Source organism: Nocardia sp. PE-7 (assembly GCF_030486425.1).
Taxonomy (GTDB): Bacteria; Actinomycetota; Actinomycetes; order Mycobacteriales; family Mycobacteriaceae; genus Nocardia; species Nocardia salmonicida_A.
The window spans coordinates 388,390-402,930 of record NZ_CP129614.1 but is presented as its reverse complement, the minus strand read 5'-3'; the positions used below and the strand labels follow the sequence as shown (position 1 = coordinate 402,930).

Genomic DNA, 14,541 nt, shown 5'->3' with positions numbered 1-14,541 from the left:
GCCGACCGTCGCCGAGGTGTGCGCCACGACACACCAACTCTATCGTAATGGAATCGTAATGCCCATCGAGCCCGTTACGGACACGTATCGACGGATCCGCGTCCACCCACTACGACCTGGGCAATTGCCGGTGCGAACGTGGCTACCGCCACAGTCGAGAGCATCTGCTGGTGAGTGGCCTGAACCGGGTGGTCAGCAATGATCCCGCTGACGTAAGGCCGCCATCGCGAGGCGCCGTCCCCCAGCTTTTGGGGGGTCTGCACGGCGGTGAAATAGGTGAGATCGCCCTCGAATTCGGTGTGTTCGAGTTCGGTGAGCAACGCCACCGAGCGCAGTGCGCCGCGGTACATGCCGACGAATTGCGCCCGCGAGATCGGCGCGTCGCCCGCCAGCGCGTCGTGCAGCGCTGCGAGCGCCTCCTCGCCCAGCTCGGTGAGCCGGTCGGGTAGCTGATGCTCGGGAATGCCGAGTTCGACGAGCCCGTGCCGCAATTCGGTATCGAAATCGGCGAGTGCGGCGCCGGGGAGGCTGTCGAGCATCGTCAGCGATGCCACCGTTTCACCCTCGGCCTGTAAACGGGTCGCGACGGCCTGTGCGAGCACGCCGCCGAGCGACCAGCCGAGCAGCTGGTAAGGGCCGTGCGGTTGGACGCCACGGATTTCGGCCAGGTAGCGATCGACCAGTTCTTCGGCCGATGTGGGCCGGAATTGCGGATCGCTCAGCGCGGGTGACTGGATGCCGACCACGGGCTGATCGTCGGGCAGATACGGCACCAGGCTCGCGTAGGCCCATGCCAGACCGGAGACCGGGTGCACGCAGATCAGCGGCGGGCGGGTGCCGCGGCGCGCGATCGGGAGCACGACCGAGAGTGCGGCTTCGAGGTCGGCGGCGTCGGCCGGGCCGTCGCTGATTCTCGCGGCGAGACCGGCGACGGTCGGGTCGGCGAAGAACGCCGCGACGGTGAGTTCGACGCCGGTGTGTTCGCGCAGGTGGTGCACGACGCGGGTGGCCAGCAGCGAGTTGCCGCCGAGGGCGAAGAAGTCGTCGTCGAGGCCGGGCGTTCGCGCGCCGAGCACCTCGGTGAAGACGGCGGCTACGGCGATCTCGTGATCGGTCTCCGGTGCGCGATAGCGGCGCGGTTCGAGTACCGGCGCCGGGAGCGCGGCTCTGTCGAGTTTGCCGTTGGCGTTCAGCGGGAGGTGGTCGAGGACGACGAAGGCGGCGGGAACCATGTAGGACGGGAGCACCTGCGCTACGGCGGCTTTGGCTTCCGTGGCGGTGAGCGAGGTTCCGGACGCGGGGACGACGTAGGCGACGAGCCGGTCGCCGAGTCGCGGATCCGTCGACGCGACGACCGCCGCATTGGCGATCCGCGGCGCGACGAGCAGGGCGGCTTCGATCTCGCCTAGCTCGATGCGGAATCCACGGATCTTCACCTGGAAGTCGGTGCGGCCGCGGTAGTCGAGCTCGCCGTCAGCCGTCCAGGCCACGAGGTCACCGGTGCGGTACATCCGCGCGCCGCCGGGTCCGGCGAAGGGGTCGGCGACGAAGCGGTCGGCGGTGAGGTCGGGGCGGGCGTGGTAGCCGCGAGCGAGCTGCGCGCCGGCGAGGTACAGCTCGCCCGCGACACCGACCGGGACCGGGCGCAGCCGGGCGTCGAGGACGTAGACGCCGCTGTTCCACACCGGTCGGCCGATCGGGACCGTGGCGCGATCGGCGGTGGTGACGCGGTGGTCGGTGATGGACACCGCGGCTTCGGTGGGGCCGTACAGGTTGTGCAGTGCGGCCGAGGTCGTCGCCAGGAAACGCTGGGCGGTAGCGGCGGGCAGGGCCTCGCCGATGGCGAGGACGCGACGCAGTGAACGCGGTAGGTCGCCGGCGGATTCGGTGAGCAACGCGTCGAGCATCGAGGGCACCACGTGCAGGGTCGTCACCGAGTGCGTGGCCAGGACACGCAGCAGATAGGCGGGGTCGCGGTGGCCCTCGGCGGCGGTGATCACCAGGCGGCCTCCACAGACCGCGGCCGACCAGAACTCCCAGACCGAGAGGTCGAACGTAGCGGCGGTCTTCAACAGCACCGAGTCGTCGCGACCCAGGCCGAAAGCGGCTGTCTTCCACAGCAACTGATTGACGACCGCGCCGTGCGAGACCGCCACGCCCTTCGGCTTGCCGGTCGACCCGGAGGTGAAGATGAGGTAGGCCGTGTTCTCCGGACGCAGCACGCCGATGCGCTCGCTCGCCGGAATCGGCGCGGTCGAGACCGCGGAAGTGTCGACCGTGTCGATAGCGATCACCGGCGCCGACACAGCCGCGAATCCGTCACGCGTGGTGGTCAATACACAGGCGGGCGCGGCCGTCTCGAGGACGTGAGCGACGCGGTCGGCGGGCTGATCCGGGTCGACGGGGACGTACGCCGCGCCGGTCTGCGTCACCGCGTACATCGCGACGACCAGGTCGGTGGAGCGCCGGATCGCCAGCGCCACGCGGTCCTCGACCCCCACACCTCGCGTGATCAGATGTCGCGCAAGCTGATTCACCCGCGCGGCGAATTCACGGTAGGTGAGCTGCGCGCCGTCGGCATCGACGAGCGCCACGCCATCAGGGTCGGCTGCTGCGGTTTCGGCGAACAGCGAGGCCAGCGTCGCGGACGGGCACGGGTGGTCGGTTGCGTTCCAGTCGTGCAGGATTCGTTCCCGCTCGACCTCGGAGAGCAGTTCGAGCTCGTCTACGGGACGCTCGGGCGCGGCGGCGATCGCGGCGAGCACTCGCGCGAAACGGTCGGCGTAGGTCTGAGCGGTCGACGCGTCGAACAGGTCTGTGGCATAGGTGAATACGCCACTGATCCCCTGCGCGACGCCGTCGCTGTCGTAGGCGTCGGCGACGATGGCGTGCAGATCGAACTGGGAGACCGCGAGGTCCACGTCGACGCCCTCGACCGCGGTCTCGCCGAGTTCGAGGCCGGTGCGGCTGAGGTTCTGGAAGGACAGGCCCACCTGGAACAGCGGATGGCGGGCCGTGGAGCGGGCGGGGTTGATCGCCTCGACGAGGCGCTCGAACGGGAGGTCCGCGTTCGCGAACACCTGGAGGTCGCTGTCTCGTTGGCGGGCGAGGAGTTCGGTGAACGACTCGCCGCGGGTGAGGGTGGTGCGGAAGACCAGGGTGTTGACGAACATACCGATCAGGTCGTCGAGCGCGGCCTCGCCACGGCCGGCGACGGGAGTCCCGACCGCCAGATCGTCGGTGCCCGCCAGCCTGGCCAGGGTCACCGCGAGGGCGGTGTGCACGACCATGAACAGGGTCGCACCCTGCTTACGCGCCAAAGCCAGCAGAGCGCGGTGGGTTTCGGCGTCGACCTCGATCGGCACACGACCGCCGGCGAAGGTCTGCACGGCCGGACGCGGCCGGTCGGCGGGCAGGTCGAGCTGGTCGGGCAGCCCGGCCAGCGCCGCGCGCCAGTAGGCGAGCTGAGCCGAGGCCAGCGACCGCGGGTCGTCCTCGCTGCCGAGCAGGTCCCGCTGCCACAGCGCGTAATCGGCGTACTGCACCGTCAGCGGCGCCCACTCCGGCGCGTTACCGGCCGAACGCGCCGCGTAGGCCAGCATGAGGTCCCTGGTCAGCGGCGCGAGCGAAGAGCCGTCACCGGCGATGTGGTGCACCACCACCGCCAGCACCGACGCGTCGGCGTCGAGCTCGAACAGCGCGACCCGCAACGGCACCTGGGCGCGCACATCGAACCCGGACGAACCGAACTCGTGCATGGCGGCGGTTAGCTGATCGGGCGCGATCGAGCGCACCTCGAGCCGGGGCGTCGCCTCGGTCTCGGCGAGGATCTGCTGGATCGGCCCGTCGTCGGTCTCGGGGTAGATCGTGCGCAGGGTTTCGTGCCGGGCGACGAGGTCGGCCACGGCGGCGCGCAGCGCCTCCACCTCGATGGCGCCGTGCAGCCGCACCGCCATCGGGATGTTGTAGGCGACCGAGCTGGGGTCGAACTGATTGAGGAACCACATCCGCTGCTGAGCCAGCGACAGCGGAATCCGCGCGGGCCGCTCCCCCGCCGCCAGCGCGGGACGGGCGCCCCCACCGGCGGATTCGGCGAGTCGGCGTGCCAGCGTTTCCACCGTCGACGCCTCGAACAGCAGTCGGACCGGGAAGTCGGTGTCCAGCGCGGCGCCCAGGCGGGCGGCCACCTGGGTGGCCATCAGCGAGTTGCCGCCGAGGGCGAAGAAGTCGTCGTCGAGGCCGAGCTGGGTGTCGCCGAGGTCGAGCACCTGAGCGAAGGTGCCCGCCACGATCTGCTCCACCGGCGTGGTGGGTGCGCGGAATTCGGCGTGCTCGAGGATCGGTGCGGGCAGCGCCTTCCGGTCGAGTTTGCCGACCGGGGTGAGCGGAATGGTGTCGAGTTCCATCAGCACGGTCGGCACCATGTGCGCGGGCAGACTGCGCTCGGCGAAGGCGGTGAGGGCGGCGGTATCGACGGCGGCGCCCGGCGCGGCGTGCACATAGGACACCAGAATGGTTGCGCCGCTGTCGAGTTCGTGGCCGATCGTGGCGGCGAAGTCGAGGCTCTCGTGCGCCGAGAGCACCGCGTCGATCTCGCCGAGTTCGATCCGGAAGCCGCGGATCTTCACCTGGAAGTCGTTGCGGCCCACATAGTCCAGCGCGCCGTCGGCGGTCCAGCGGACCAGATCGCCGGTGCGGTAGAGGCGAGAACCGGCCGGGTCGAACGGATTAGCGACATAGCGCGAAGAGGTGAGTCCGGGGCGGGCGTGGTAGCCGCGGGTCAGCTGGGCGCCGGTGATGTAGAGCTCACCGGTGACGCCGGGCGGAACGGGACCGAGCCGGTCGTCGAGAACATATTCGGCCACGCCGTTGAGCGGGCCGCCGATGGTCATCGGATCACCCGGCTTCAGCGGCACACTGATGTTGGTGACGATGGTCGTCTCGGTGGGCCCGTACACATTGTGGAACTCGCGCAGGGTGCCGTCGGCCAGCGGTATCGCCCAGCGCCGCAGCAGATCCGGCGGCACGGACTCACCACCGACCGCCACCACCCGGAAATCGTCGAGCCCGTCCGGATCGATCGAGGCCAGCGCGGCCGGGGTGATGAACACATGGCTCACCCGCTCGCGCCGCAGCAGGGCGGCCAGATCGTCGCCGCCGTAGACACTCGGGTCGACGATCACCATCGTGGCGCCTGCCCCGATCGCCAGCAGCAGTTCGAGCAGCGAGGCATCGAACGACGGTGAGGCGAAGTGCAAAGTGCGCGAGCCGGATTCGACACCGTAGTGACGTCGCTGTTCCGCGCTGAATCCGGCGAGTCCGGCCTGGGTCACCGCGACGCCCTTGGGCAGGCCGGTGGAGCCGGAGGTGTAGATGAGGTAGGCGAGGTCCTCGGCCCGCACCGGACGCAGCCGGTCGGCGGCGGTGATCGCCGCACCGGAGATGTTGTCGAAGAAGGGCTCGTCGCCGCCGACAGGCCCACCCGGCTGGTGACCGTCGAGCGGCAGCCACCGCACCTCGGTGGGGAGCCGGTCGGCGACCGCGGCGACGGTCAAACCGAAGACGGCACCCGAGTCGGTGACCATGTGAGCCACCCGGTCCGGCGGGTAGTTCGGGTCGACGGGGACGAATCCCGCGCCGGTTTTGGTGACGGCCCAGACGGCGAGCACGGACTCGACCGAGCGCGGGATTCCGATGGCCACCAGGTCGCCCGCGCCGATGCCGCGGTCGATCAGCAGGCGGGCGATGCGATTGGAACGCTCATCGAGTTCGGCGTAGGTGAGGCTGCCGATGGTGCGGGTGGCGTCGGCGAGGACCACCGCGAGACCGTCGGGGTTGGTCTCGACGGCGGTGGCCAGCAGCTGCGCCAACGCGGTGACGCGTGGGCGACGTGTACGTACCGGTCGGGTTCTTGCCGGTCGTGTCATAGCTGTTCCACCTCACCCATCACCGAAACTTGTTGTCTCGCACCAGCTCCCGCCCGTCGACGCGGAGTACCGGGGTCATGCCACCTGGGCGCGCGAGTCGCCGAGTACCAGCACCACATCGGCCGAGCCCGGATTGCCCGGTGCGGCGTCGTCGGCGATCAGCGCCTGCAGATCGCCGAGTTCGGCGGTGTCGAGTGCCTCGATCCCGGCCCGATCACCGAACACGTGGGTTACCCACTCCTCGGCCAGCGCCGCCGACAAACCGTCCGTCGCCTCCGACACCAGCACCATCGACGCACCTGCTACACCCGCGGCGACCGGCTCCACCAGGGCGGTGAAGCTGTCCACAGCGCCGTACCCGAAGGTTCGCGCTTCGAAGGTCAGATCGGTGTCGGCGCGCACCCGCGCACCCGCCGTGGCGAGTTCGTCGTAGCTGCGGGTGCCGTCGGCGCCCACGAACACCGGGTCGCCGCCGCGCAGCGCGCGGGTGCGGTCGGCGTAGGTGACCGGGCGGGCGGAATAGGTGGACAGCTCGGTCTTGATCGCCGGGTCGTCGAGTGAGATCCAGTCGACGCCACGGGATTCGCCGACGGTGATGCTCAGCTTCGCGGCGGGTTCGGTGTGCGGCTGGGTGCCGGTCACCGGGACCACGGCCGCGCCTGCCTTGAGGATCGCCCAGACCGCGACGGCCCAGTCGACACCGCGCGCGAGGTCGACGGCCACCCCATCTCCTGGGCCGAAGCCCCTGGCGATCAACAGCCGGGCCAGGCGTGCGGAGCGGGCGTCGAGCTGCTCGTAGGTCAACGCGTCGTCGCCCCAGACGAGGGCGGGTCCGTCGGGATCGTCCTCGGCGGCGGCGGTGAAGGCCTGCGCGAGCGTGGTGCCGCCCGACGGGGTGCTCGGCGCGGGCGCCTGTGCCGCGCCCGCGAGCAGCCGGGCGCGTTCGGCCTCGTCGAGGATGTCGATATCGCCGATGCGGATCTGCGGGTCGGCGGCCACGGCGGTCAGAATGCGGGCGAAGCGGGCGCCGATGCCGCGCACGGTGGCCTCGTCGAACAGGTCGGTGGCGTAGTTGAACAGGGTGACCAGCTCGTCGGGATCACCGGCGGCGGTGAAGCGCGGTTCGACGTCCACCTGCAGGTCGAACTTCGCCGCGATCGCGGTTTCCAGGGCGTTCACGGTGAGGCCGGGCAGTTCGAGCGCGGCCGCCTCGTTGTTGCTGAAGGTGAGCGCCACCTGGAACAGCGGGCTCTGCGCACTGCCCCGGCCCGGCGCGACGACCTCGGCGACCCGCTCGAACGGCAGGTCGGCGTTGGCGAACGCGCCGAGATCGGTCTCGCGTGCCACATCGACGGCCTCGTCGAAGGAACCGGCCGGATCGAGGGTGGTGCGCAGCGTCAACGTGTTGACGAACATGCCGACCAGCTCGTCGAGCGCCCGCTCACCGCGCCCGGCGACAGCGGTACCGATGGCGATGTCGGAGGTGCCCGACAACCGGCCGAGCAGCACGGCCAGCGCCGCGTGCACAACCATGAACAGCGACGACTTGTGCTCGCGCGCCAGATGATTCAGGGCGGCGTGCACCTCGGCGGGCAGACGCAGCTCGGTGGTGGCGCCGCGCAGCGTCGGCACCGTGGGACGCGGACGGTCTTGCGGCAACTCGAGCAGCGCGGGCACGTCGGCCAACTGCTCGCGCCAGTAATCGAGCTGCGCGGCGGCCAGGGATTGCGGCTGTTCGTCGTCGCCGACGACCGCCCGCTGCCACAGCGCGTAGTCCGCGTATTGGACTTCCAGCGGCGTCCACGCCGGGGCCTGGTGCGCGGCGCGAGCCACATAGGCGGTCATCAGATCGCGAGCGAGCGGCGCCAACGACGCACCGTCGGCCGAAATATGGTGCACCACAACAACAAGCAGCCGGTCCGCGGAAGTTCCGTCGGTGAGCAACCGCGCGCGCAGCGGAACCTCACGCGTCACATCGAAGCCCGTTCCGGCCAATTCGGCCGCACGAGTGAGGATGTCGGCGGTCGTCTCGACCTGAAGCCCGCCGGGCAGCGCCTCGGCCACGGAGAGAATTTCCTGAACGGGCATACCGTCGGCCACCACAGCAGGGTCACCACCGGTCTGTGCACGACCGGAGTCGAGGGTACCGGCGTCGCCGACCACGGGGAAGAAGGTGCGCAGCGACTCGTGCCTGCCGAGGACATCGGTGACCGCGGCGTCGAGGGCGGCGATGTCGAGTTCGCCGGTGAGGCGGATCGCGAAGGGGATGTTGTAGGAGCCGGAGGCGGGGTCGACCTGGTTGACCACCCACATCCGCTGCTGAGCCAGCGACAACGGAATGCGTTGCGGGCGTTCGGTGGCGACCAACGGCGGGCGCGCGGCCGCACCGCTCGCACCGCCGACGCGCGCGGCCAAGGCCGACACGGTGGGCGTCTCGAACAGGTCGCGAATGGCCAACTGCGCGTCGAGAGCCTCGTTGATCCGGGCGATCGCGCGGGTGGCCAGCAGCGAGTTGCCGCCGAGGGCGAAGTAGTCGTCGTCGGCACCGACGCGGGCCATGCCGAGCAGCTCCGCGAAGACCCCGGCGACGATCTCCTCGGCGGGGGTGGTGGGCGCGCGGAACTCGCCCGCGGTGAAGGCCGGGGCGGGAAGAGCCTTGCGGTCGAGCTTGCCGCTGGGGTTCAGCGGGAAGCTGTCGAGCACCGTGACGACGGTCGGAACCATGTAGGCGGGCAACGATTCCGCCACGGCCGTCCGCAGCGCCGCGGCGTCCGGCTGTTCGCCGGGGCGCGCCACCACGTACGCGACCAGATGCTGGCCCGATGCGGTGTCGAGCACCAGCGCCACGGACTGGCTGATCGCGTCCTGCGCGAGCAGAGCCGTCTCGATCTCGCCGAGCTCGATGCGCTGACCGCGGAACTTCACCTGGAAGTCGGTGCGGCCCAGGTATTCCAGCGCGGGCTCGGCCGACGCCCCACCCCAGCGCACGAGGTCACCGGAGCGATACATCCGCGCGCCGGGCTCGAAGGGGTTGGCGACGAATCGATCCGCGGTCAGACCGGGGCGGGCGACATAACCGCGCGCCAGTTGGTCACCGGCCAGGTACAACTCGCCCACCACGCCTGCGGGCACGGCACGCAGCCGCGAATCCAGGACGTAGACACGGGTATTCCACTCCGGCACGCCCATCGGCACCGAACCGCGATCGGAATCGCTTGCGGGCCAACGCGTCACCGTGACGGCAGCCTCGGTAGGTCCGTACAGGTTGTGCACCCGCGCCGTGGAGACACGGGCGACGTCGGCCACGGTCTCGGCGGGCAGCGCCTCACCGGCGGCGAACACCGCGCGCAGACTCGGGATCGAGCCGGCGCTGGTGTGCGCGGCGAAGACCGAGAGCATCGACGGCACGAAGTCGGTGAGCGTGACACTCTGCGCCGCGATGGTTTCGGCGAGGTACACCGGGTCGCGGTGTCCGTCGTGGGTCGACACGACCAGCTTCGCGCCGGTGCGCAGCGGCAGGAAGTAACCCCACAGCGACACGTCGAACGTGGCGGGCGTCTTCTGCAGGTACACATCCGACGGGCCGATCCCGTACTCGGCGCCCATGTACATCATCTGGTTGACGATCGCCGCGTGCGACACCGCCACGCCCTTGGGGCGCCCGGTAGAACCGGACGTGAAGATGACGTAGGCCGGGTTCTCGGGCCGAACCGACTCCGCCAACTCGACGGGCGCGGCCGAGAACTCCTCGAGCGCTACGGAATCCACCAGGATCACCGGCACACCCGCGGGCACCTCGACCGCATCCGCGGTGGTGCTCAGGACAGCGGCGGGCGCGGCGGTCTCGAGAATGTGCGCGATGCGATCGGCCGGATGATCCGGGTCGATCGGCACATACGCGCCGCCGGCGGTCACGATCGCGTACATCCCGACCACCAGGTCGAGCGAACGCCGAACTGCCAGTCCGACCAGGGATTCGGGACCGACGCCCTGCGTGATCAGCAGCCGGGCGAGCCGGTTGACCCGCTCGTCGAACTCCCGATAGGTCAGCTCGGCGCCCTCGTAGGCGACAGCGACGGCATCGGGATATTCGGCCACGGCACGCCGATAACCGTCGAGCAGCAGCTCCGGCGCGAGGTCGTGGCGAGTGTCGTTCCACTGCACCAGGATTCGGTCCAGCTCGGCGGGTTCCAACAGCTCGATCGCGCCGAGCGGCTCGGCAGGTGCGGCCACGATCGCGGCCAGCAACCGCTGGAACCGATCGGCGAACCCGGCGACGGTCTCGGCGTCGAACAGGTCGGTGGCATAGGTGAGCCCGACCCCGATACCGTGCGGCGCACCGTGGCGATCGGTGTCCTCCACCATCTCGAACTGCAGGTCGAACTTGGCGAACGGCATGGTCAGCTCGACGCCCGCGACGGTCAATCCGGGCAGCTCCAGGGCGGTGCGGGCCATGTTCTGGAAGGCGAGCATCACCTGGAACAGCGGATGACGCGCGGTCGAACGGGCCGGGTCGAGCAGTTCGACCAGGCGCTCGAACGGCACATCGGCGTGACCGAAGGCCGCGACATCGACCGCACGGGTCCGGGTGAGCAGCTCTTCGAAGCTCGCCGCCGGGTCGACCTCGGCGCGCAGCACCAGGGTGTTGACGAACATGCCGATCAGGTCGTCGAGCGCGGCGTCACCACGACCCGCGACAGGCGTGCCGATGGCGATGTCGGTGCTGCCCGACAGCCGGGCCAGCAGTGCCGACAGCGCGGCGTGCACCACCATGAACAGCGTCGAATTATGGGCGCGCGCAAGCTGATCCAGCCCGGCGTGTACCTCGGCCGGAATCCGGAAGTCCAGGCTCGCCCCACGGTAGGAGGCGGTCGCGGGCCGTGGCCGGTCGGTGGGCAGCTCGAGCTGATCGGGCACACCGGCGAGCTGGGTGCGCCAGAAGTCGATCTGCTGGGTCAGGATCGACTCCGGGTCGTCCTCGGTGCCGAGTACCGCGCGCTGCCAGAGCGTGAAATCGGCGTACTGGACGGCCAATTCGGGCCAGCCCGGCGCGTGGCCCGCACTGCGCTGGACGTAGGCCGTCATCAGGTCGCGCGTGAGCGGGCCCATCGACACACCGTCACCGGCGATGTGGTGCATCACGCAGACCAGCACGTGATCGGTCGCGCTCAGCCGCAGCAGGCGCAGCCGCAGCGGCGGAGCGACGGTGACATCGAAGCCGGCGCCGACGGTCTCGGTGACCAGGGCGGCGATCGCGTCCTCGGTGGCGTCGTCGGCCGCGAGGGCGGGCACGGCGCGCGAGTCCGACAGCGGCAGCACCAGCTGCGTGCCGACCCCGTCGACCGGCGGATACATCGTGCGCAGCACCTCGTGGCGCGCCACCAGATCGATGACCGCGACGCGCAACGCGTCGACATCGAGGGCCCCCGACAGGCGCACCGCGATCGGCATGTTGTTCACGGCACTGGCCGGATCGAACTGGTTGAGGAACCACATCCGCTGCTGGGCGAACGACAGCGGGATCGTATCGGGGCGCTGCTGGGCGACCAGTTCCTGGCCCGCACCGGTGCCGATGTGGCGTTCGACGCGTTCAGCCAGCCCCGAGACCGTGCTCACCTCGAACAGCACCTGCACCGGAATCCGGGTGTCGAGCGCTGCGCCGATGCGCGTGGCGGCCTGCGCGGCCAGCAGCGAGTTGCCGCCGAGCTCGAAGAAGTCGTCGTCGGCGCCGACCCGGATCTGCTCCGGCGCACCGGCGGTCAACAGCTCGGCGAAGATACCGGCTACCACCTGCTGTACCGGAGTCGCGGGCGCACGGAACTCGCGCACCGCGAAAACGGGTTCCGGCAACGCCTTTCGATCCAGCTTGCCCACCGGCGTCAGCGGGATCCGGTCCAGGACCATGATCGCGGCCGGAATCATGTAGCCGGGCAACGATTGCGCGAGGAAGGCATCGAGCGCGGCCACGTCGACGGTGGCGCCGGACGCAGGCATCACGTACGAAACCAGCGCTGTCACACCGGAAGGCAAGGTCTTGCCGAGGGTGGCCGCGAAGTCGATATCGGGATGCGCGGTGAGCGCGTTGTCGATCTCACCCAGCTCGATGCGGAAGCCACGGATCTTCACCTGGAAGTCCGAGCGCCCCATGTATTCGATGACGCCGTCACCGGATTCGGCGCGGCGCACCAGGTCTCCGGTGCGGTACAGCCGCGCGTTCGCGTCGCCGGATTCGGCGCCGAAAGGACTGGCGACGAAACGTTCCGCAGTCAGCGCGGGCCGGTTCAGATAACCCTGCGCCAGCGCGGGACCCGACAGATACAGCTCGCCGATCACACCCGCGGGCACCGGCCGCAACCGCGAATCCAGCACGAACGCACCGACACCGGCGATCGCGGCGCCGATCGTCACCGGCGCGGCCGGGTCCATCGGCGGGGTGCTGGTGGCCAGGATGGTGGCCTCGGTGGGGCCGTAGCCGTTGTAGAACTCGCGCTCGCCGACGGCCCAGCGACCGACCAGCTCCGGGCCGAACTTGTCACCCGCGACGACCACTACCCGCAGGTCGTCCAGGTCGGCCGGGTCGACCGATTCCAGCGCGCCCGGGGTGATGAGCATGTGCGAAACCTGTTCGCGGCGCAGCAGATCCGCGAGCTCGAAGCCACCGAACACTCCGGGCGGGGCGATCACCAGGGTGGCGCCCGCGGAGAAGGTGAGCAGCAATTCGAGCACCGACACGTCGAAGTTCGGCGAACACACGTGCAGCACACGCGAGTCGGCGCCGACGCGGTAGTGCGCGCGCTCGGCGGCGACCAGACCGGCCAGACCGGTGTGGGTCACCACCACGCCCTTGGGCTTGCCGGTGGAGCCCGAGGTGTAGATGACGTAGGCCGGATGCCGCTCGTCGAGAGTGCGGATCCGGTCGGTGTAGGAGATGGGGTGCGCGGGCTGGGCCGCGATGTGGGTGGCCGTCTCGGCGTCGTCGAGCTCGAGCCAGGTGAGCGCCGTGCCGAGCACCTCGCGGTGCGCGCCGGTGGTGAGCCCGAGCACCGCGCCCGAGTCGGAGACGATGTGGGCGATGCGGTCGGCCGGGTAGTTCGGGTCCACCGGGACGTAGGCGGCGCCGGTCTTGGCGATCGCCCACACGGCCAGTACCGACTCGATGCCGCGGGCGATGCCGATGGCGACCACGTCGCCGGGCCCGATGCCGCGGCCGATGAGCGCGCGCGCCAGCTGCGAGGACTGCTGGTCGAACTCGGAATAGGTGAGCTGACGCTGGTCGGCGGGGTCACCGGAGGGGTTGAACCGAACCGCGACCCGATCGGCGGCCGATTCGACGGCCCCCGTCAGCAACTGCCCGAAGGTCGGACTGCTCGATCGGCGACGGCGGTTACCGCGGGCAGAACGACGGGCAGTTTCCATTCGGGTTCATTCACCTCTCATCGAGCCTGAACGCGCGGCGATCCCGCACCGTGCAGATCGAGCCATCATATAGACCGACTACACGTCGGCCGAGTCAGCGTGCCCTCGGTACTCGGGGCCCAGAGGAGTATCGGACCGGCCCGCGAACGTGTTGCCGCTTCAACAGCAAAGTGACGGGGCTCATAAGAACCACCGTCACTCGCTCTGCGGAGAAAGCTCCGCGCTCACACCGCTCAGTGCGCGGAAGGGCCCCACTCCAGCGGGACACCCTTGGAGGCCAGGTACGGCATCGGGTCCATCTTGCTGCCGCCCTGATCCCAGATCTCGAGGTGCAGGTGCGGGCCGGTGGACTGGCCACGGTTGCCGACGGTCGCGATGACATCGCCCGCGTTGACCCGCTGGCCCTCGCTGACGAGCATGTCGTTGACGTGTCCGTACACGCCGGTGGTGCCGTCGTCGTGCAGCACCCGCACCCACAGGCCGAAGCCCGACGCGGGGCCCGCCTCGATCACGGTGCCGCTGGACACGGACTTGATCGGGGCGCCGATCGAGTCGGCGAAGTCGAGGCCGTAGTGCATGGCGCCCCAGCGGGCGCCGAAGCCGGAGCTGATCGGGCCCGCGACCGGACGCGCGGCCTGCGGCGGCGCGACCTGGTGCTGGATGCCCTGCAGGATGTCCTCGACCTGCGACAGCGGGCCGGAGATCTCGGGGGGCAGGTTGCCGATGCCGAAGGGCGCGGCCACGGGGGCGGCGATCGGCGCGGCGATCGCGCTCACCGGGGCGGTCTCGACATGCGCGGCGACTTCCTGCGCGGCGACCAGGTCGACATCCTGGCGCGCCGACTCGGGGGCGACCGATTCCGCGATGCTGTCGTCGTGGGTCGGCAGCAGCGGCGCGGCGAAGGCCAGCGCCGGGGCGATCTGAGCGGTGACGCCGACCAGCGCACCAGCGGCGACCGCGGCACTCGCGGCGACGCGCACACGATCCGAACGCGACGCCTCGGCGCGGTGCCTGCTCCTGCTCGGGCTCCGGCCATCCGCGTGCGCAAGCAGGGCCTGCACGGAGATGGATTCGGGACCCACACGGTGCTGCGACAAGATCTCGTCCTAGCGTTCCGACAACAAGGAAACGAAGCCGGTCTGCGACCGGCCCGGAGACCACCTGGGCGTTCTCCACCGCCGAACTATGTGTAACGGTT

At 70.1% G+C, this 14,541-nt stretch carries 3 protein-coding genes; all 3 read right to left on the bottom strand.

The window, feature by feature from the left end; all coding sequences use genetic code 11:
* Positions 1–74 precede the first annotated feature (74 nt).
* The 3 genes from QX204_RS01980 to QX204_RS01970 all read right to left on the bottom strand — a co-directional run bounded on the left by QX204_RS01980 (position 75) and on the right by QX204_RS01970 (position 14,440).
* Positions 75–5,927, bottom strand: a complete 5,853-nt coding sequence (locus QX204_RS01980) for a non-ribosomal peptide synthetase (RefSeq protein ID WP_301904912.1) — start codon at positions 5,925–5,927, stop codon at positions 75–77.
* Positions 5,928–6,002: 75 nt separating this feature from the next.
* Positions 6,003–13,343 (bottom strand): non-ribosomal peptide synthetase, encoded by a 7,341-nt coding sequence (locus QX204_RS01975; RefSeq protein ID WP_301904911.1) that lies wholly within the window; start codon positions 13,341–13,343, stop codon positions 6,003–6,005.
* Positions 13,344–13,576: 233 nt separating this feature from the next.
* Positions 13,577–14,440 (bottom strand): M23 family metallopeptidase, encoded by an 864-nt coding sequence (locus QX204_RS01970; RefSeq protein ID WP_301904910.1) that lies wholly within the window; start codon positions 14,438–14,440, stop codon positions 13,577–13,579.
* Positions 14,441–14,541: the final 101 nt, after the last annotated feature.